The 19,739-nt window shown below is 51.9% G+C and carries 15 protein-coding genes; 5 read left to right on the forward strand and 10 right to left on the reverse strand.

From position 1 onward, the window contains the following. Positions 1-24 precede the first annotated feature (24 nt). On the reverse strand, positions 25-2,721 hold the full coding sequence (locus IQ22_RS11190; RefSeq protein WP_145141769.1) for an EAL domain-containing protein: 2,697 nt from the start codon (positions 2,719-2,721) through the stop codon (positions 25-27). A gap of 420 nt (positions 2,722-3,141) precedes the next feature. Between IQ22_RS11190 and IQ22_RS11195 the strand changes: the two genes are divergently transcribed. Then, on the forward strand, positions 3,142-3,879 hold the full coding sequence (locus IQ22_RS11195; protein WP_145141771.1) for a FadR/GntR family transcriptional regulator: 738 nt from the start codon (positions 3,142-3,144) through the stop codon (positions 3,877-3,879). Positions 3,880-3,893: 14 nt separating this feature from the next. Here the strand turns inward: IQ22_RS11195 and IQ22_RS11200 are convergent, their stop codons facing one another. The 6 genes from IQ22_RS11200 to IQ22_RS11225 all read right to left on the reverse strand — a co-directional run bounded on the left by IQ22_RS11200 (position 3,894) and on the right by IQ22_RS11225 (position 13,964). Beyond that, positions 3,894-5,060 (reverse strand): oligogalacturonate lyase family protein, encoded by a 1,167-nt coding sequence (locus IQ22_RS11200; protein WP_145141773.1) that lies wholly within the window; start codon positions 5,058-5,060, stop codon positions 3,894-3,896. Positions 5,061-5,143: 83 nt separating this feature from the next. Next, positions 5,144-6,883: a sodium:solute symporter family transporter gene (locus IQ22_RS11205; RefSeq protein ID WP_145141775.1), complete on the reverse strand. Its 1,740-nt coding sequence runs from the start codon at positions 6,881-6,883 to the stop codon at positions 5,144-5,146. Between the two features lie 105 nt (positions 6,884-6,988). Next, a complete protein-coding gene (locus IQ22_RS11210) occupies positions 6,989-8,776 on the reverse strand; it encodes a sodium:solute symporter family protein (RefSeq protein ID WP_145141777.1) in 1,788 nt (595 codons plus the stop codon). Positions 8,777-9,219: 443 nt separating this feature from the next. After that, entirely contained in the window at positions 9,220-9,945 is a 726-nt protein-coding gene (locus IQ22_RS11215; protein WP_425298858.1) for an oligogalacturonate-specific porin KdgM family protein, read from the reverse strand. Between the two features lie 286 nt (positions 9,946-10,231). Then, positions 10,232-11,386, reverse strand: a complete 1,155-nt coding sequence (locus IQ22_RS11220; protein WP_145141781.1) for a mandelate racemase family protein — start codon at positions 11,384-11,386, stop codon at positions 10,232-10,234. 448 nt (positions 11,387-11,834) lie between these two features. After that, positions 11,835-13,964 (reverse strand): DEAD/DEAH box helicase, encoded by a 2,130-nt coding sequence (locus IQ22_RS11225; protein WP_145141783.1) that lies wholly within the window; start codon positions 13,962-13,964, stop codon positions 11,835-11,837. 208 nt (positions 13,965-14,172) lie between these two features. Here IQ22_RS11225 and IQ22_RS11230 point away from each other — a divergent pair, with 208 nt between their 5' ends. Continuing rightward, positions 14,173-14,682, forward strand: coding sequence for a hypothetical protein (locus IQ22_RS11230; protein ID WP_145141785.1), 510 nt, complete (start codon positions 14,173-14,175; stop codon positions 14,680-14,682). 63 nt (positions 14,683-14,745) lie between these two features. Here the strand turns inward: IQ22_RS11230 and IQ22_RS11235 are convergent, their stop codons facing one another. From IQ22_RS11235 to IQ22_RS11245, 3 genes are all read right to left on the reverse strand, one after another. Then, positions 14,746-15,309 carry a GAF domain-containing protein gene (locus tag IQ22_RS11235; protein ID WP_145142213.1) on the reverse strand — a complete coding sequence of 188 codons (564 nt, stop codon included), beginning with the start codon at positions 15,307-15,309 and terminating at the stop codon, positions 14,746-14,748. 477 nt (positions 15,310-15,786) lie between these two features. Continuing rightward, complete coding sequence (gene alaC / locus IQ22_RS11240; RefSeq protein ID WP_145141788.1) at positions 15,787-17,025, reverse strand: alanine transaminase; 1,239 nt, start codon at positions 17,023-17,025, stop codon at positions 15,787-15,789. Positions 17,026-17,174: 149 nt separating this feature from the next. Beyond that, on the reverse strand, positions 17,175-17,888 hold the full coding sequence (locus IQ22_RS11245; RefSeq protein ID WP_145141790.1) for an autoinducer binding domain-containing protein: 714 nt from the start codon (positions 17,886-17,888) through the stop codon (positions 17,175-17,177). Between the two features lie 167 nt (positions 17,889-18,055). Between IQ22_RS11245 and IQ22_RS11250 the strand changes: the two genes are divergently transcribed. The 3 genes from IQ22_RS11250 to IQ22_RS11260 all read left to right on the forward strand — a co-directional run bounded on the left by IQ22_RS11250 (position 18,056) and on the right by IQ22_RS11260 (position 19,727). Then, on the forward strand, positions 18,056-18,427 hold the full coding sequence (locus IQ22_RS11250) for a DUF4902 domain-containing protein (protein ID WP_145141792.1): 372 nt from the start codon (positions 18,056-18,058) through the stop codon (positions 18,425-18,427). A gap of 80 nt (positions 18,428-18,507) precedes the next feature. Then, complete coding sequence (locus tag IQ22_RS11255; protein WP_145141794.1) at positions 18,508-19,086, forward strand: acyl-homoserine-lactone synthase; 579 nt, start codon at positions 18,508-18,510, stop codon at positions 19,084-19,086. Positions 19,087-19,331: 245 nt separating this feature from the next. Then, on the forward strand, positions 19,332-19,727 hold the full coding sequence (locus IQ22_RS11260; protein WP_145141796.1) for an Arc family DNA-binding protein: 396 nt from the start codon (positions 19,332-19,334) through the stop codon (positions 19,725-19,727). The last annotated feature ends 12 nt before the right edge of the window (positions 19,728-19,739 follow it).

Raw genomic sequence — 19,739 nt, forward strand, 5'->3', positions numbered from 1 at the left:
CTTATCCGACTTGGGCATACAGGATCAGAAAAACCCAGACGCCTTCATCTGAACCGGACGCCCTAAATAAAACCCTTGCGCCTGGTTGCATTTGAGACGGGCTAAAAGATCAAGCTGCCGCTCGGTCTCAACGCCTTCAGCTGTAACGGTTAAGGACAAGGCGCGTCCGAGCCCGACAATGGCCTCGATGATCGCCTCTCCACTCGAGGAATCATCCAGACTCGAAATAAAGCTACGGTCGATCTTGATGCCATCGAAAGGATAGGTATGTACATAACTCAGGGACGAATATCCCGTACCAAAATCGTCCATGGAAATTCGGACACCCAAGGCCTTGAGCTGGCGCATGGTTGCCAGCGCATCGTTGGCGTTGTCCAGCATTACGCCCTCGGTGATTTCAAGTTCCAGCCTGCCGGGCGCCAGCCCGGTTTCTTCCAGATGCTTGCGTATCCGGGCCACAAGATCGCTTCGCTTGAATTCGACAGGTGACAAGTTCACTGAAACGAATAAGGCTTTTTCCCATTTTCCTGCCTCGATACAGGCCTGCCGTAACACCCAATCACTGAGCGGCACGATCAGCCCGGTCTCTTCGGCAATGGAAATAAAATGATCTGGGCTTAGGTAGCCCCGGACCGGGTGCTGCCAGCGGACCAGGGCCTCTGCGCCAGCGATAGTCCCCGACTTCACATCATAACGCGGTTGAAATTCGAGCCGCATTTCGTTACGCCGCAAAGCCTTCTTCAGATCGGTTTCGATCTGACGTCGAATCAATAGACGCGTACTCATCTGCTCAGTATAGAACTGCCATGTATTACGGCCCGCGGCTTTGGCTTCATACAATGCAATATCGGCAAACCTCAGCAACTCATCGGCCCGGCGGCTATCCTGCGGAGCCGTAACGATTCCGATGCTGCACCCAATCGCGGCCTCATGCTCGCCGATAAGAATGGGCGTAGCGATTTGCTCTAGCAAACGCCGACACAGCCCCTCGGTTGCTACACGCGTGGTAAGGCCGTTCGCAATGATGACGAACTCATCGCCCCCTATTCGGGAAACAAGGTCATCGTCACGCAGACATTTTTTCAGGCGATACGCGACTTCCATTAATACCTGATCGCCGGCCGCATGCCCAAGAGTGTCATTAACGGGCTTGAAGCGGTCGAGATCCAGATACAGTAATTGAAGCGGATTGGCAGATGACAAGTCGGCCTTTAGCTTGTTTTGCAGAAAAGCATACATGGCCCGGCGATTCGACAGCCCTGTCAAAGCGTCCTCTTGTGCGTCACGCTCGCGCCGTTCCTCTTCGAGTTTGCGTTGCGTAATGTCCTGTAAAAAGGCGCTAAAGATGCGACGATTTTCAATATCGACTGCGGTTATGCGCATCTCAACGGGAATCAGCATGCCATCCTTACGGACGACCGGTAATTCGAGCACCTTGCCTAATACTTCACCATCACCGGAGCTCAGAAAACTTTTCAGGCCTTCTCGGTGCGTTTCTCGAATAGCCGGCGGAATGATGAGCTGATCCATGCGGCGACCTATGGCCTCCTCCCGCTTCCAGCGAAAGGTCTCTTCAGCCTTACGGTTCCATGCTGTGATAACGCCAGTGTCATCCGTGCTGAGGTAGGCATCGTTGGTATTTTCCAGGATGGCGCTGAGTTCGACTTCCCGCATGAGCAGATCCTGGGCGGATTGTGCCTGCTGCTCAATCAGATAGGACAATGTTTCATTAGCGTACTGAAGATCCTGGGTTCGATCCTGAACCTGCTTTTCCAAATCGCTTTGTAACGCGATCAGCAGATCTTCAGCTTCCTTGCGCGCCTGAATATCCTGGACGATACAGACGTAGTATTCCAGGTTCCCCTTGGTATCCAGTTGCTTGGTCACCAGCAAGTTGACCCAAACAGTCGAACCGTCTTTTCGCCGATAACGCTTTTCCAACTGATACTGGTCAATATCGCCATGCGTCAATTGATCGACGAGCTTTACGGCAGTATCGAGATCATCCTCAAGCGTAATATCTCGGTAGGTCAGCTGCGCCATCTCCTCCTGGCTATATCCCACAATGGCACATAGTGAATCATTGACGTTGAACCAACGCCCTTCTGGAGAGACCAGAGCGATACCTACGCTAGCCCGCTTGAACATGGTACGAAAGCGCGCCTCGCTGGCCGCGATCTGCTCACTGGAGCGAAGCAGTTGCCTGCGAGACAGGGTGGTAGCTTCACGCATTTGAATTTCACGCGAAACCATGCCAGCCAGTGATTTTAGAATACGCGCCTGTCTGGAGCTGAACTGTCTTGGCTGAGTATCGATGACACACAGAGCGCCCAGAGCATGGCCCTCAAGGGACTCGACGGGAGCCCCGGCATAGAAACGAATATGCGGTGGCCCAAGGACATAAGGATTTTGCATGAAACGCGCATCCTTCATCATGTCCGGCACGATGAGAGGATCATGCTGCTGTATCGAATAGGCGCAAAAGGAGTGTTCCCGCGGCGCTTCGTCAAATGAAATGCCCACACACGACTTGAACCAAGCACGGTCTCCGTCGAGCAGCGTGACTGAAGCTATAGGTGTTTCGAAGATATCGGCAGCAAGCTGAGTAATACGGTCGAAGACCGGCTCAGCATCGGTATTGAGCATCTCCAAGGTGTTTAAAAGTGCTATGCGTTCGGACTCGGCGTCAACCAAGCTTGAATCGTCCGGATAATCTGCCATCGAGTCGTCATTCCATATTGCGCACGCCTCGCGTGCCCGCGCGCCAGGGCAGCGATAACTTTATTCGTTATAGAATCGATCTGACGCACCTGCGTCTATTTGAGACGTGATTATGCGAGAAATGTTTTATAACGCCTTGGCTGTTTCTCACTGAGTATGCGGACGACTGCACAAATAGAGGGATCCCTGTACTCTGTTGACCGCTGCTCACCTGAATGTTGCCGCGTGCCTATGGCTTTGTATTTCAAGGTAAGACGCTACGCTGACTGTTTTTTGCGACCTCAGGAAAGCTGATACCGAATAACGAGCCTATACCCCTTACAATCAGCTTTTATAGCGTTCTCCCTGAGACTGATAAGCGAAATGTGTATGCTTGCAGCAGAGGCGGACATGCCGAGCCAAAGGATAGACGAGCCGAATATGATTGAGCGATCCTCTCCAAAGCCCAAACGCCTTGCTGAAGAACTGGTCACCCGCTTGTCCCAGTATATTCGCGACGGCGTTTTTGCACGGGGAGAGAAGTTGCCCTCGGAGGTTGAGCTTGCCAACAGCGAGGGCTTCAGCCGTAGCGTGGTCCGCGAGGCCATTCTTCGTCTACAGGCGGCAGGACTTGTGGAGACACGCCGAAGCGTTGGCACTTTCATCGTGGATATGCCTCCACCACAGACATTGCAGCTAGGTCCGGAAACCATCACGACCTTGCAGGATGTACTCAATCTTCTGGAACTACGCATGAGCCTGGAGGTAGCCGCCGCCGGGTTGGCCGCCCTCAATCGCAGCGCAGAAGAACTCAATGATATCGAAGCAGCCCTGCTCGCAATGAAGGACAGCGGCTCGAGCAAATCAGGTATTGCCGTGCATGCCGATTTTCAGTTTCATCTGAAGATCGCCAAGGCTTCGGGTAATGCATACCTGTTCGATATCATGAAGCACTTGGGGACTAAACTGATTCCCCGTACACGGCTGAACTCAGCCTATGTCTCTACCAAGGACCGCCTGGCCTACCTGGATCTTGTTCATAGAGAGCACGATAAAATATTCAGTGCCATCGAGATGCAGAGCCCTGACTCAGCTCGCGCCGCGATGTACCTCCACCTTAGCAACAGCCGTGAACGCCTGTATCGCGCTCATGAAGCACGTCACACGCTCTATCAGTAGCTAACAGATCCTGATCAGGCAAAGAGCGTATCAGGCAGAGTCGCCAGGTAAACAGCAGGCTGACCCTCGAAATCCGAGCTGAACAACACCTTTCGATTATCCGGCGTGAATGACGGATGCGGGTGTGTTACCTGCCGGTCTCCGTTCAGCACGCGCCATGTACTGTTATGCACGGCCAGCCGTGCGTATTTGCGTGCGCTTACATCGAACACGTAGAGCCATGGATCGTTTTCGATTTCGTATCCTTGGGTATCGTCCACATCCACAGGCGTGCCCGCGCCATCGCCTACCAACAAGGTGCCGTTTTCGTTGCTCATGAGATGAGAGCACGCTGGCATATCCATCAGCCGCTCATTGGTTTCGCTGTTAGCATCGAAACGCCAGATCTGCCGCGCCTGTTGCCCCCTTGGGTAGATGACATACACCATGGCTGAACCGTCAGGCACCCAAAATTCATGGGTACAACTCTCACCAGGAGCAGGCTCCTTGACCTTGCGGACATTGGAACCATCCTCGTTCACCAGCCACATGCGCGTATCAACCAGATCATGCGGTCCCTCATGGCAGAAGGCGACCGTCTCGTCATGGAAGGGACGATAGATGGGATGCCCCAGCCATACATAGTCTTCATGAATGACATTTGACTCACCGGTATCAAGATCGACCTGAATCAGCCGGCAATGTGGGTTACGCGTAAAGAAGGTTCGAAAGACTTCCCAGTCCGTCAGGGGCGTCCAGTCTTTTCGGTCGATCTCAATACCAACCAGACGCGTACACGCGCTGTTAGCTACCCAGGTTCCGTAGCCGACCCAGCCGTCAGGCACTTGATACACCATACGCTCGCTCAAGCTGTGCAGATCCACCTGCTGTAAGTAACGCTCATTCTTGACGTAGTAAAGATAACGATCATCATGAGATAAAAAACCGCCAAAGGTGTTATCACCCGCCCCCTCGGTCAACTGAACAGCCTGTTGCGTCTCAAGGTCGAGCAAGTAATAGTTGCGGTGCCGGTCGAATTCAGCCGCAAACAACAACGTGTTTCCATCACTGGTAAAACACTTCTGATAAAAGTAGTTCCGATGACACAGCACTTCAGGCGGTGTCAGTCGAGTAACAGACGCACCGGTATTCGGATCACGAAAATGATGGAAATCGAGTTGTACGATTGAGCCTTTCGCCATGAATCACACCTCGTTTATTGGCACTCGCTAAACGTTCACGTAGATGACCATCAGCGGTGCAAGGCCTGAAAAAGTATTTTGTACTACCTATCTGGCCGCTCATGCTTGCCAGCCAAAAAGCGTAAAGCCAAGCCCGCTACGGTTACCGTTGCCGCAATGGCTGCATGTAATCCCAGCCCCCAAGGCGCCTTAGCCAACCCGAGCAAGGGCAATAACAACGCGCCCAAGGCTAGCAACAGCGTTCCCAGTCTCCGAGCCTGGCTTGTATCGACCCGGGCTATTTCGTCTGGCTTCAAAGGGCGGCACATATTGCCAAAGAACTCCCGAACCTGGCGTTGCCTGGAGATGCTGGCACTGGGGCTGTACCAGAACCGGGTCATTAGGAAATAACCTCCCGTGATCAAGATGTGGGCTAATACCGTCATCGCGAACTTGAGATCGCCAGCCTCACGTGCGGTCAATGTTTCCCCTCCAAGCCAAATGGGCAGTACGGTGGGATTAAAGCCAAGGTACATCGCTAGAGAAACCAAACCACCTACCATGACCGTGCTCCATCCTGCCCAGTCGGGTGCACGACGCACCACAACAGCCAGCATGGCCGGGATAGATAACGGCAACAGCAACATGGAGCTGATCATCATGACCAGATCGAAGAAACCGATGCCCTCTTGCTCCGCCATCCACCAAGCTACTAATGTAGCCAGAGCGCCATTGAACAAGGTTACCCAGCGGCCAACCTTCATCAGGTGCGGTTCTTCATGTTCCGGCCGTTGATAGACGTTACGAATAAAAATACCGGCATTGCGATTCAAGGCAGTGCTCATGGGTGCAATTGTCGCTGCCACCATAGCGGCCAGGGTGAGCCCCAGGGTGCCGGTCGGCATAGCCTTCTCGACAAAAAAGAGATAAGCCGCATTGTTGGCCTGTGTACCCAGCTGAGGATAGTGAGCAGCGAGATCCGCCCCTTGTATGGCTGCGACCCAAGGCGGAATGAACCACATGACTGGGCCTATTACGAACAACACGCCTGCCAGAAAGGCTGCCTTTTGAGCTTCCCGCTCGTTACGCGTTACGAGAAAGCGGTAACAGGTGATGGCATTATTTGTGGACAGCACCTGCTGCATCAAAATCATCGCTATCCATAACATCAGGATGTGCAGGATATGCATGTCACGCCCCTGCCAGAAGTCGACAGGAAACTGGTCAATAATTTCACTAGCCCCCCCGCCCTGATACAAGGCGTAACCACCGGTTACCAGGGTAATAGCCAGAATCAACACCAACTGAATAACATTCGTGGCACTAACCGTCCAGGCACCACCACTGGCCGAAACGAAAGTGATCACCAGCCCTGTTAGAAGCAGGGTTGGGACAATGCCGAAGCCTGTCATAGACGAAATGATATACGCTAGGCCATTGAGCCAGACGGCCGCAGTCAAGGTGGAAAGCGGAAACTGCAGCCATGTGAAAAGTTGTTCGGTGGGCTTGCCAAACCGCAAGGCAAGCACTTGCATTGAGGTCTCGACCCGCAGCTTGCGGTAGCGCGCCGCAAAAAACCGGCAGGCAACAAAGAAGCCCAGGGCATTACCCCAAAACAGCGCCAGTACCGGAAAACCATCCGTAAATGCTTTGCCGGCGGCGCCGGTAAACGTCCAAGCACTGAACTGTGTCATAAAGGCAGTGGCACCGGCCATCCACCACTGCATCGATCCGCCGCCATTAATATAGTGACTGCTATTGCTCGCGAAGCGGCGAAAGCACCAGGCGGCGCCTACTATAAACAGCAGGTATACCCCTACTACCGCCAAATCGAGAGAGGTCATTGCAAGAGCCTTGATAACGACATGACTGAGAAATTAGCTGACCTTATTGCCTGACAAGGCAAACCGGCACCCTCATGGGCGCCGGTAGCACAACACATATAGGTTTCAGGAAACTCGCTCAGCCAATGGCGGTTGTACGGCAGCGATGCTCCCCTCTACGCCAGCACTACGTTTGAGGAAATACCCGAACAGCAGGATCGAGGCTGCGCAGGCTGCGAACAGGAGCCGCCCCCAAAGCGGATTTGGCACCAGCACCATTAGCATCAGGCCCGCACCCATCATCAGGGTAATCTGCCCTAGCTTATTGCGCTGCAAACGGTCATAGACATCCTGATCGCTCTCTGCCACCACCGGCGTCTCGATATCCGTGAAGAATTTTTGCGTCTGCTGACGCTCTTCTGGCGTAAAGGCCTCTTCCTTATAGAAGAGGCAAGTCGCGCAGAAGAAGCCCCCTGTCAGCACCAGATGCGCCGCTACGGTAATCGTGGTCGTCAGCTCGGAAAGCTCACGGGCAGTCAGTGTTACCCCAAACAAACCGGCAAACCACTGCGCCGTAAAGACGTTCATGATCAGCCAGGAAACGAACATACCGAAGGCAACAGTACCCCAGGCTGCCCACTTGGGCGTTTTGCGGATGAACATGCCAAAGAACAACGGCACCAGAATGGGCGACTGAAGCAAGGTGGCCACTCGCATCATCAATTCGAACAGGCTTAGCCCTTTAAGTTGGGCGAAAAGCTGAGCAATAAAAATCACCAGGATACCGTTGACCACTGTAGCAACCTGGCTCACACGCAGCAGTTTTTGCTCACTAACCGGCTTGTTACGGCAAATAATCGGCGACCAAAAGCTACGGACGAAAATGCCTGCATTTCGGCACAGTGCCGAGTCCATGGATGACATAGTCGCTGCAAAGAGCCCGGCAACCAGCAGCCCGATAGTACCGACCGGCATCAGGCGTTCGGCAAAGACCAGGTAGACCGCATCACTGGCCTTGTTGCCCAATTCGGCGTGAGCCAACGGCGCGTCCGGATATAGAATGGCTGTTGCCCAAGGGGGAATGAACCAAATCAGGGTACCGCCTATCATCAGCGCCAAGGCGAATAAGGAAGCCTTACGTGCGTTATTAGAGTCCTTCGCATTCAGGAAGCGATAAGAGTCCTGCATGTTGTTGATGCTTTGCAGCTGTTTGACCAGGAAGAACAGGAAAGAACCAACGAGCAAAAGGCCGTAGTTCATGTCCGGCCCCATCACGAAATTGGTCGGGAACCGTGCGACAATTTCGGAAGGCCCGCCTACAGCTACTAGCGCAACGATAGCACTGGCTACAGAAATAACTGCGACAACAAGTGTCTGGACGAAATCGCTGGCAACGACACCCCATGCCCCGCTCAACAGGGAAATCAACAGCACTGAAATGCCGGTGATCCAAATGGTCGTACTCATGTCGTACCCAAACACAGCACCTACGAAGATAGCCAGACCATTAAGCCAGACACCGCCGTTCAGGATACTCAGCGGAATGATAGCCCAAGTAAAGAATTGCTCATTGGTCTTGCCAAAACGCAGCTTGATACCTTCCGTGGGCGTGTCTACCCGCATCTGCCGGAAGCGATGACTGAACCACCAGTAGGAAATAGCGTAAGCAAAGATATTGCCAAGAAATACGAAGGTGACAGCTAGCCCATCATTGAAAGCCTTACCGGCAGCGCCTGTAAACGTCCACGCTGAAAACTGGGTCATGAAGGCGGTTGCGCCTACCATCCACCACAGCATACGGCCGCCGCCACGAAAATAGTCGCTTGCCGATTTATTGGCCATTTTCTTGAAAGCGACACTGATGATGACCATAAGCAGAAAATAACCTGCGACCACCCACATATCTATGTTCATAGCGTTCTCTCACATTTAAGGGCGTTACGGCCCAAGGAGCGAATCAGAGGAGATGCCGGATAACCCGGTGCGAATTGCCTTACGCTCGATGGAAAGAACGCGAGTCGCCGCATAAGGGGCCGGAAGTAATCAACAGCTCCGAGAGGGGCCCGTTTGACACCTGAGCTGATCCAGCCGAATTCTTCATGGTCATCTTGACCAGAGGCGGTAGTACGCTATGGAGCATAAGAAGCTTCTTATCATTATTTATTCTCATGTTATTCACCGAATAAAAGAGAACATGACTTCATTATTTCGAAATAATGTTCAATTAACTTTTAAATTAATAATGAAAGCGAACAACTTGATAACTCAAGCGCCACTTACCCGCAGCGCCTGAATATAAAGTTAGTCATTCGCAGCCTTACAACGCGGCAGAGCGACAAACTAAATAATGAATAAGATTAAAAACTGTAGTGCACGCCTACACGGAACCGCATCTGACGATCACTTTCAGTTGCGTTGACTTTTATGTCACCCACTTCGAAATAAGGCTGCCAGCGCTTATCCCACTTGTATTTGAAGGCGAGGTTCTGCTCGTAATCGGTTTTCTTTCCGTTATAGCGCGTATAATCGGCCTTGAAGAACACATAATTGTATTCATAAGACCAGGCCCCGCCTGGGGTATAACCCAACCAAGTATCGAAACGATGAACATGCTGATCTTGCTTGGCGCGGTCCGCCACGTCAGGATCGATCTGATCGCGGTCTAGTTTGCGGTACTCATAGCGATAGCGCCCGGATACGGTGAACTGGTTATTGATCTTGTAGCCCAGACGGGTTCCGGCTCTGTAGGTCGTAGCATTTTCAACCGCAACCAGCCCTATAAAGGGCGCAATGGTCCACTGTGGGCTTAACGAATAACGGTAATCTGCTGTGAACTCGTGACCATCGCCTACAGTATTATCAAATGCGACGTTCTTGCGGCTTCCCCCGGTCTTGTATTTCAGCTCACCCTCGAATCCAAGACCGTTCTCCAGCCGTATGCCTAACAAGACACGATCCGAGTGGAGTTGGGCGTCATCAATATATTGATGACGATAGTTTATATAACCATAATCAGCTGCCTGGGTATTGCCCGCCAGAACAGCCACACTCAAAGATGATGCAACAGCGATAGTCTTTATTATTGTCTTCATGATCTTATTCTTGTATGTGAGATAGACTTATATGTTTACACGGCACAACATCGTATTAAAATACATTCCTTCGTAACTATTCTGCCATTAACAAACCTCTCGCGCCTTGCCATAGCTATATCTTTAAACAGAGAACGCGCAGATATAGTTTGAATACCGAAAGGATGCGACAAACCAGGCAGAGTCTTTTTGCACTTCATAATGCAAATAGGCAGTCATAAGTCGGTCCTCTCTTGTTCTGTCAAACACGCTCTGTAGTACACTCAAGTACTACTGGTTAGTAACGGTTAACAGTGTTGGCTTCGATGTAGGCAAAGTTGATGTCTTCACCCAACCCTGGGCGCTGTGGCAAATGGACATACCCTTCCTTGTCCATCGGATCGACAATGCTATTGAGATAGGCTGGTACATCGTCATATTCCAGGAAGGGGTGCAGCAAACCGCGTTCGTACCATGTGCAGTTCTTGATAGCACCGACTACAGCCAGATTAGGGGCGCCATTGCCATGGATTTCGCAATCCATGCCAAAAGATTCAGCCAGGTGCGCCACTTTCATGCATGGCCCGATTCCCCCAACCCCCATTACGCCGGCCCGCAGAATGTCGCATGACTTACTGCTAACCCAAGCGGCACGGCTATGGAATTTACCGCCCAGGCTTTCTGGCCCCAGCACTGGGATAGTGAGATTTTCAGCCAGCCAAGCATAGGACTCAGCCGACTCCTCCATCATGGGTTCTTCAAACCAGGCAAAACCAAGCTTTTGAATTTCCTGGCCGATATAAAGGGCATCTGTACGGTTGTACCAGTGGTAACCGTCCAGCATGAGCGCGATGTCTGGACCTACGGCCTCCCGTACAGCCGCACAGGCCTTTACATCCATTTTGGCATCAGGTGCAAAGGAAATGGGTGGCATCCATGTGTGCAGCTTGATTCCCTTATAGCCGCGAGCAACCAATTTTTCGGCGAAACGGCCATACTCATCAGGCGTTGACAAACCATCCGGCAGATCATCACCACACATGGTTGAGCCATAGGCCAGCACCTTGTCACGGTAGCCTCCTAGCAGTTTGTACACAGGTAACTGAACCTTGCGTCCAGCCCAATCCCAAAGCGCTTGCTCTACGATGGCCAGGCTCCGGTCAGTCAATTGGCCTGCACTGCCCCGCTGCCAATGAGCAAGGCCCTGCCAGATACGTTCGCGATCCAATGCATTCTGGCCAATCAAAACCTTGCGCACAAAATTATCGATGATATAGGGACGGATTAGCTCAGGGGCTCCAAAGGCATAGCCCTCGCATCCGTCTTCAGTGGTGATTTTGAGCAAGGCCATCCGGGCTTGGATTTCATCTCCCGGATGCGAGTGCCCGGCGCTATCTACAGCGCGGCGAGTCGGGTAAGAGAACACATCGACGCTGACTTGAGTAATTTTCATAGAAAGGAGGCATTCCTTGAATATTGTTATTTTCTCTATCTTTTATCGGTACGTCGTCATACAACATGAACGGAGTATTTTTCTAAACAAAATCTCTGTCAAGCGTCTATACAGTATTTTTTTTGTAACAAAGATGGCCTTGTGGTAGTCAAAAATGCAATCAAACTCATGATTTATAAGATTATTTTAGGAGAAATTATTTATATGAGGACTGAACAGCCTGCCAGATAAAAATGCCATGCCATTAGTAAGACAACCCTTATTCCTCATAATGACCTATGAATATACGCTAAGGTTGTATTACTACCCTACTCACCTGTTGAAAGCGTATTCGCTACAAAAATTAGATTTTCCGCTTCCGTTATAAAAGCAGCTATAAACAGCGGTATTGGCAGGCTTGTTAAGGAAAAGGACTCAAGAAAAAGGATGCAGGACGAAGCGACTAGCACTACGTTTCGCTAGTACGTAGCACACGCATGTACTCGTGGGGTTTACGTGCATACCAGAGCACTCGGCTTACCCCTCGGGTAATAGCTACATAAGCCAGCCGCAATCCCTCATCGGCCATAGCCTGGCTGTAACTGTTCCGAAAGAATCCCGAATAGGCATACAACGTGTTACGCAGTGGATGCTCTTCACCTATCATACCGTCATCAACAATGAGAGCGACCTCAGCCTGCAAACCCTTCGCGCGATGAATGGTGTAGCACTTGACTGGAAGTGACTTTTGCAACTGTCCCTGGATGATCTTCAAGGTCTCGTTGCGCCGCGCCAGTACCAGCACGGCAATACGCTCCCTTGATTGGCAACTGGCTGCATAAGCACATTGGTTTTCGATCTCCTTGATGAGATCAGGCAGGCGCTTGTGAACGTCGAATGGAGAAACGACCTGGACGCCATGATCGCCAGGTTTGGTAGGCTTATGAGCCTTACTGACTTTATCCTGCTTGTACGCAACACCGGAAAGTACCGCTTCGCCATCACGCAGGATAGGTTCGACCGATCGATAATTCGTTTCCAGCATGAGCACAGCACTTTTTTTGGTGCGCCCTTTACTAGGGAAATACCTGTCGAAATTCATGAACAGCTCGGGTGAGCTACCGCGCCAGCCATAGATGGACTGCCAGTCATCGCCGATGGCCATAAGGCTAACCGCCTCGCCCCGCTTTGCCAGGCAACGATGCAGGGCCTGGAGCCATTGCACAATCTGCGGGGAAATATCCTGGAATTCGTCGATCAGCAAATGACTATACGGAACAAGTATTTCGGTCGAAATACTGCTCTGCTCAGCAGCAAGCCGCTCCGTAAGCGCCTGAAAAGCCCTGTTGAAGGTCATGAGCCCTTGCCCCTGCAAGTCCTTTTCAAAGGCTTTCCAGAATAGAACCAGCGCCTCGAGAAAAATGCGCTCACGGGTAGAGCAGGCTATCGTTTTTACATCGAGCTGATCGAGCCGGATACCAATACTTTCGATAAATCCTGCTTGCGTGTAAAAGGCCTCGAACAAGGGTACAGAAGTAAACTCACCGGCTAATCTGAACCCATCCAGCGGTGCCTGGACCGCAGATGATTGCTCTTGATCGTCCGCTTCTGGCATGGGCAAGCCCAATAGCTTGTGAACACGCCTGCGAAACGCTGGAACCTGGGCATAACACGTTTGATATGTCTGTTTGAGCAAGCGCTGCTGTGCAGGACGCAGCCGGCCAGCAGCCAGGGGATTGTCCAGTTCGAGTGCAAAAGACTTACGATCATCAAGCTGCTCGAACCAAGATGGATTGCCCAAGAGCTCTTTTGCCAGTACGCCCATGGCCGCATGAAAGGTGCGCACACAGCGTTGCGCCTTGTCCACCTCAAAGGGATAGGACCAAAACGCCAGAACCCGACTCAACTGATCACGAAGCTGTGCACAAGAGTCGTTGGTAAACGAGATGACGGTAATGCGCTCGGGCTTGATCCTCATGTGGCACAACATGAATACCACGCGCAACACCAGAGTGGTGGACTTGCCTGAGCCAGCCCCGGCAAATATACGAGTGGCCGGGCTTGAGCATAGAATCATGGACCATTGCTCGTCCGAAGGCATGCTGACCACACCAGCACGCACAGCCTCGGCTACTTGCTTGCGCATCGCCTTGATAGCGGTATCGTCAATCATGAGAGGCGTGGCGTCGTAAATCCCCTCTCCTACCTGGACATCGCGCACAACTTGGTGCTGAGGTGTGTCGACCCCGGCAGGCTTATCGCGCTTACCACTCGCTTTGGCAGGTTTTTTAGCGCCAGCGGTCGATTTACCGCGGCGAGAAGCGGTTCCTGCTTTCGAACTAGATTTCGCACCGGATTTTGCAGTGGCTTTAGTTACATTTCTGGCAGACTTCTTTGTTGTCGTACGGCCGGGCTTTGGCTGAACTCTTTTTTTCGGCAGTAGCGCGGCTTTCAATTTGCTCGTCAAGGCCGAAGCAGCCTTACTGCTGGGCTTGGGATGTGACAAGCCGCCCTCGTTTGGGTCTTTCAAATACTCAGTCGTTCGTGGAAAGTAACTCGATAGCGCCCCAGCAAGGTAACGCTTGACGGCAGACAGCATGCGGTTGATTCATCCAGAGAAGACATCCCCGTAATGATAAGGGGTTTCGGTCATATATGCTGGCTCCGGTTATCGCTGTTCGGCCATAACAGCCACTTATAATCAGCAAGCGAAAGGCTGGACCCGCTCTAGCCAGCCCCTCTAGAGCCTGTACGTGGAGAGTAGTACCCTATTGCAGTAGTAACTCCAGCATTAAAGAGACCTTGCAGTGCCTCTCACCTATGCCTCTCGCGAAAAAATGGCCAAAACTGTAGCGGTTCAAGAAAAGGCCGTGCGCGATATTGCCAGCATCGTGAACGAAAAATACTTTCACTATCGCCGCGGCGAAGCCGCCTGGGAAACATATGAGGCTGCAAGACATGTACTTCGGCAAGCACTTCAGCGTTTTGAAGATATATGTCAGCAGATGGGCCCTCGCCCCGCAAACCCCCTCATGAAAGCCACACTAGGCGCTGTCCAACTCAAAGGGCCAGCTATCAAAGTCAGCCTGGCCAACAGCCTTCGCTGGAATTACCTTTGGACAAAGCAAAAGCAGCTTAGTCGCTACGAAGAACAGAATGCTCAGTCTCCAAGCGAGCCTGCTCCACAGCTTCAGACCTTTTATGACCACATAATTATCGCCAAGCTGATCGACGATGCAGGCTGGTGGATTGAAAACCGTGCGAGACTTGAGGCTGCTCTTGAACAGGAAATTGCCCGACAGGGTTTTTCTAAGTAGCATTCAATACCGGCAAGGGCGTATGTGCTTACAAAAACGTACTGTCATGCAGCTCCCTGCCCTTTATGGCTGGCTTGTTAGCGCCCCGCTCAGAAACGTTAATGCCGAACTAGAAGTCAGTCGCTTGATGTCCTGCATAAGCATCTGCAGAACGATTTCTCGCTGCAGACAATCAGCCAGATCACGAAAGCGTAGCAACTGATCAGCACTCAAGGCTCGAGGGCGTTTGTCGATAATACATAACGTACCGATCGCCTTATCATCAGGCGTAAAAATCGGACAACCAGCATAGAATCGAATAAAGGGCTCGCCGGTTACCAAGAGATTATCTGCAAAGCGGGGATCAGCCTTAGCGTCAGGAATATAAAGGACGCGTTTTTCCAAAATGGCATGCCCACAGAAAGAAATATCCCGGGAGGTTTCGCTTACGCCCAACCCCGTACACCCTTTAAACCATTGCCGGTTAGCGTCAACCAGCGAAACGGCAGCGATAGGCACATCACATAAAGCCATTGCCAAGCGCACGAATCGGTCAAACCGCTCCTCTTGCTGCGTATCGAGCAACCCAAGCGAGTGCAGCCTATCCAAACGCTCCTGTTCATTCTCGGGAAGAGGTGCGGTTTTCATGGCAGCAGTCTTCATGGAATGCATCGGCATTGGTGTTTGAGTAGCATCCAAGGCTTTGTATTTAGCAGTTAAGAGAGGCATGGAACGTGAACTCGAGGAGATACTAGAAATAGCTTACGGGCAACAAGACGACTACAACCAAAGCCGGGAACTGATACCAGGCCTAGCTTGGGTAGATAGGCTAATAAAGCCGCAACACCAAAATGCGATAGACGTCACAAAATATATACATGACGCCTTACCGTATGCCTATATCCGCACCGCCGAAGAGCTGAACAAGCCGATAAACGTCCACTTGCCCAACTGTGAACAGCCAAGATTATGGCCGATTGAGAGACACGATTATCACGTCAGCTAATGATTAAAAATCGGTATGCTACCAATGCCTATACACTTTCCAGCACCTGAAGAGGTACTGGCACATGCTTCATGCTGATCATTTTAAAGTGACCGGGTAAGGACCCGGCCACAGACAGTTTACTCAATTGTTGCTTTCGGTCGATGAGGCGGCTTAGGCAACAGGCCATCATTACGAAACATGGTCTTGATGCCACGCACAGCCTGACGGATACGGTCCTGGTTTTCGATCAGGGCAAACCGTACGTGATCATCGCCATAGTCGCCAAAGCCCACGCCTGGCGAGACCGACACTTTCGCGTCGGCCAGCAACTTCTTGGCAAACTCCAATGAGCCCAGGTGTGCATAAGCGTCGGGAATCTTGGCCCAGACATACATCGAGGCCTTGGGGTTCTCAACCATCCACCCCGCCTCGTGCAAACCTTTTACCAAGACATCACGGCGCTGCTGATACTGCATGGCGATATCGCGAACGCATTGCTGTTCACCTTCCAGTGCGGCAATGGCAGCAACCTGCAATGGCGTAAAGGTGCCGTAGTCGTGATAGCTCTTGATACGCGCCAACGCACTGACCAACTCAGGGTTACCGACCATAAAGCCGATGCGCCATCCCGCCATGTTGTAGCTTTTAGACAGTGTGAAGAACTCGACGGCAATATCCTTGGCGCCCGGCACTTGCATGATCGAGGGTGCTTTCCAACCGTCGAATACGATGTCTGCATAGGCTAGGTCATGCACGACCAGAACGTTGTAACGCTTGGCCAGTGCTATTACCCGCTCGAAGAATTCAAGCTCTACGCACTGCGCGGTGGGATTGGAAGGAAAGCCCAAGATCATCATCTTTGGTTTGGGAATGCTTTCCCGTATCGCCCGCTCGAGTTCGGCAAAAAAGTCCATGCCCGGCACCAACGGCACCGAGCGCACCTGTGCCCCAGCAATCACGGCGCCATAGATGTGAATCGGGTAACTGGGGTTTGGTACTAGAACGGTATCGCCGGCGTCCAATGTGGCCAGCATCAGGTGAGCTAATCCTTCTTTGGAGCCGATAGTGACGATGGCTTCCGACTCAGGGTCGATATCGACCTCGTAACGCTCCTTGTACCAACGGGAAATAGCCCGGCGCAGGCGTGGAATGCCTTTAGAGCTGGAATAACCATGGGTATCGTCGCGCCGGGCAACTTGGCACAACTTCTCGACGATATGTGCCGGTGTGGCACCGTCGGGATTACCCATACTCAGGTCGATAATGTCTTCGCCACGACGGCGAGCCGCCAGTTTGAGTTCGGCTGTGATATTGAAAACATAGGGCGGAAGGCGATCAATGCGCGCAAAACGGCGCATGGTAGTAGAGTCAACCATGTGATCCTCAGTAAACGTAAGCGCCCGGAACCGTCCGAGCGACGCGGTCACTTGCATGTGACCTGCCAAAACTGTAGCGGATACCTAAGCGAAGCGCACGGGCTATTTACACAGCCGACAGAACAGCGAGAAAGGCCGAAGACAAATTGCTAGAACAACATTCCCAACAAGGATGCTTTAACCGCGGCTTCAGCTTTGTTGGCAGCATTCAGTTTGCGCATGGCATTGACAAGATGAAACTTGACGGTGCGCTCATCAATACCAAGGATCATGCCGACTTCGATGTATGTCTTGCCTACGGCTGTCCATTTCAAGGCCTCTTTCTCTCTAAAGGTCAGTTCAGCAAGGCACTCAGGCATCATCTTCGGAGCTAAGAAGCGTGCCATGGAAGAATGGACAAGCTTCGTCAGCCAGATCAATTTGGCTTCCTTTGCATCTAACTCCTTCGTCGTGATTTGGTCAGCCGAACGCACAAGAGATAACAAACCACCCGTACCAAAGTGCCCAAAGGATGATAAGCACCATCCATGACGCAAGTCATGTTGCCGGGCTTCTTCCCAAAAATCCTGCTGATCCCTGGCCTGATCGGCAGCCCACGTAAGAGGAGATACTTCGCTCATCCCATGTTTAACCGTAGGGTCTATGCCAAAGTAGTTGTTTGCTATGTAGCGTTCTTCCCATCGAGAGGGATAGTTCGTGAACAAGTGAAACGTTGGATTAGCGACAGGCAAGGGAACCCGTAAACCATACGAACAATACTGGAAACCAAGATTCTCGACGATTTTTGCCAGCTCCTTGAAGAGCTGAACTTCTGACCGGGCTTCGGCACACAGACTGAGATAACTTTCACGCCAGTCTTTCACTGGTAATCATGCCCTAGGTAAAGATGCCCGAATGGGCAGTTTTTCAATTGTAGCGGACCCAGTAGCATCCGCCTGTGACACGGGTATTAATAGCCAGGGGCAACTATATTAAAGTCTGATGCCATCTGGTTGCTCTGGACATAACCACTCATCCTAAAGGCTCCTCTATGCTTGCCCTAGCGCCTGACCAATTCATACGTATGTCTTTCAGTGAATTCAGCCAGCTCTCCTTCAAACAGCATATGGCCTGGCTGGACGACGACCTCCAGGAAGAGCTGCGGTTATTGGGTATCGAGACGCTATGCGCAGGTTTTTGCGAGTGGGCGAGTACGAACAAAGCGTCTCAGGTAAGCGTTGGATGGGCCTGGTTTCGCTCACAGCCTGATCAACTGATCTACCTGGCCCCCGGCGGTGTTCAAAGTAACCTGATGCTACGCTGCACGACGGGCTATGACCTGGGCGTACGCTGCACAGAAGAACTATTAACGTCATGGCTGGCTGGACAAGACTGGCAGCGCGGAATTCCTTTCATGCACTGACCGACCTGTCCAAAAGGGCAGCTGTCCAAAAGAGTGGCGCTCTCTTGTAATTGACGAAAGTCACTAACAGGAGAGGTAACATGCTCAATACGGTAACAGGGACCGCGGAACAATTGAAACCCGCCATGGCACAGGCACTCTCTGTTTATCGCTACAGGATCTTCGTGGACAAGATGGGATGGCCTCTGGATTGCCCGAAAGACCATGAGCAAGACAACTTCGACCGACCCGACACGCTGTACGTGGTTGCGCATGACGAGCACAAGCAGATTTGCGGTTGCGCCCGTTTACTACCCACTCATAAACCCTACCTATTGGGCGAAATATTCCCTCATCTCATGGGCGGCGCGCCGCTTCCTCACTCACCCGATGTCTGGGAGCTTTCACGCTTCGCCATTAGCCCACCTCCCAATGAGCGTTTGACAGCCGCACAAGCCTGGAGCAACTCGATTATGCTCATTACCAAAGTTGTCGAAACCGCTCGCAATCAAGGCGCATGCCGTTTGATTGCATTCTCGGCCGTAGGCAACGAACGTCTGCTTAAACGTGCAGGTGTAAATGTCCACCGGGTTTCGGTCCCTCAGCTGATCGATGACAAACCAGTCGTGGCGTTCTGGATCGAAATCGATCATCAGACAACTTCGGCACTGGGCCTGTGACCGTCTTCTACCGAGATGCCTTGCCTCGTACGCCATTAAACAGTGATCACATAAAACGGTTCTGAAATCAGTAGTTCAAGGCTTTCGCTGCGGCGCTCAAGGAGCAGCGAGACAAGCCTGCCATCAACCAAGGCTTTAGCCTTATTGCCTTGAGCATTATGTGTATGTGCTTGGAGTTACGACGGTAATGGTTTCCTGATCCCGTCCCTCAGCTGCACGTGTCGTAAAACAGAGGATAATGACTCATGACACCAGTAATTCGATCCTATTCGAGCCGCCCTGCCGGAAATACTATAAGGGATCTTGCGAAGAGTGATGACCCTTCAGACATCCGCACCGGAGGTGGGCGTGCCGTCGAGAAATTCGTGATTCGTCTTCCGGATGGCATGCGTGAACATATTGCAGTCGTAGCCAGAACACATCATCGGAGCATGAATTCCGAGATCATTACCCGTCTGGAGCAGAGCTTGATTCAGGAAGGAGTAATTCAAAGCGACCCTGCCGTTCGCCTTAGCGATCCCACTCTGAGCGCCCATGAGCGAGAACTCTTGCAACGCTTTCGTCATCTTTCCGGCGCTCAACAAAAGGCTCTGGTCTCGCTGATTGCCGCTGAAGAGTCTGAAAGCTCACAGGAGGCTTAAGGTACAGTTGCC

The sequence above is a fragment of the Pseudomonas duriflava genome (assembly GCF_007830155.1).
GTDB classification, from domain to species: domain Bacteria; phylum Pseudomonadota; class Gammaproteobacteria; order Pseudomonadales; family Pseudomonadaceae; genus Chryseomonas; species Chryseomonas duriflava.

Coding starts and splice junctions, on each gene's coding strand:
- IQ22_RS11250 (WP_145141792.1), top strand. CDS start 18,056: ATGCTTGCCCTAGCGCCTGACCAATTCATACGTATGTCTTTCAGTGAA.
- alaC (WP_145141788.1), bottom strand. CDS start 17,025: ATGGTTGACTCTACTACCATGCGCCGTTTTGCGCGCATTGATCGCCTT.
- IQ22_RS11200 (WP_145141773.1), bottom strand. CDS start 5,060: ATGGCGAAAGGCTCAATCGTACAACTCGATTTCCATCATTTTCGTGAT.
- IQ22_RS11255 (WP_145141794.1), top strand. CDS start 18,508: ATGCTCAATACGGTAACAGGGACCGCGGAACAATTGAAACCCGCCATG.
- IQ22_RS11235 (WP_145142213.1), bottom strand. CDS start 15,309: ATGAAAACCGCACCTCTTCCCGAGAATGAACAGGAGCGTTTGGATAGG.
- IQ22_RS11205 (WP_145141775.1), bottom strand. CDS start 6,883: ATGACCTCTCTCGATTTGGCGGTAGTAGGGGTATACCTGCTGTTTATA.
- IQ22_RS11195 (WP_145141771.1), top strand. CDS start 3,142: ATGATTGAGCGATCCTCTCCAAAGCCCAAACGCCTTGCTGAAGAACTG.
- IQ22_RS11190 (WP_145141769.1), bottom strand. CDS start 2,721: ATGGCAGATTATCCGGACGATTCAAGCTTGGTTGACGCCGAGTCCGAA.
- IQ22_RS11220 (WP_145141781.1), bottom strand. CDS start 11,386: ATGAAAATTACTCAAGTCAGCGTCGATGTGTTCTCTTACCCGACTCGC.
- IQ22_RS11225 (WP_145141783.1), bottom strand. CDS start 13,964: ATGCTGTCTGCCGTCAAGCGTTACCTTGCTGGGGCGCTATCGAGTTAC.
- IQ22_RS11210 (WP_145141777.1), bottom strand. CDS start 8,776: ATGAACATAGATATGTGGGTGGTCGCAGGTTATTTTCTGCTTATGGTC.
- IQ22_RS11260 (WP_145141796.1), top strand. CDS start 19,332: ATGACACCAGTAATTCGATCCTATTCGAGCCGCCCTGCCGGAAATACT.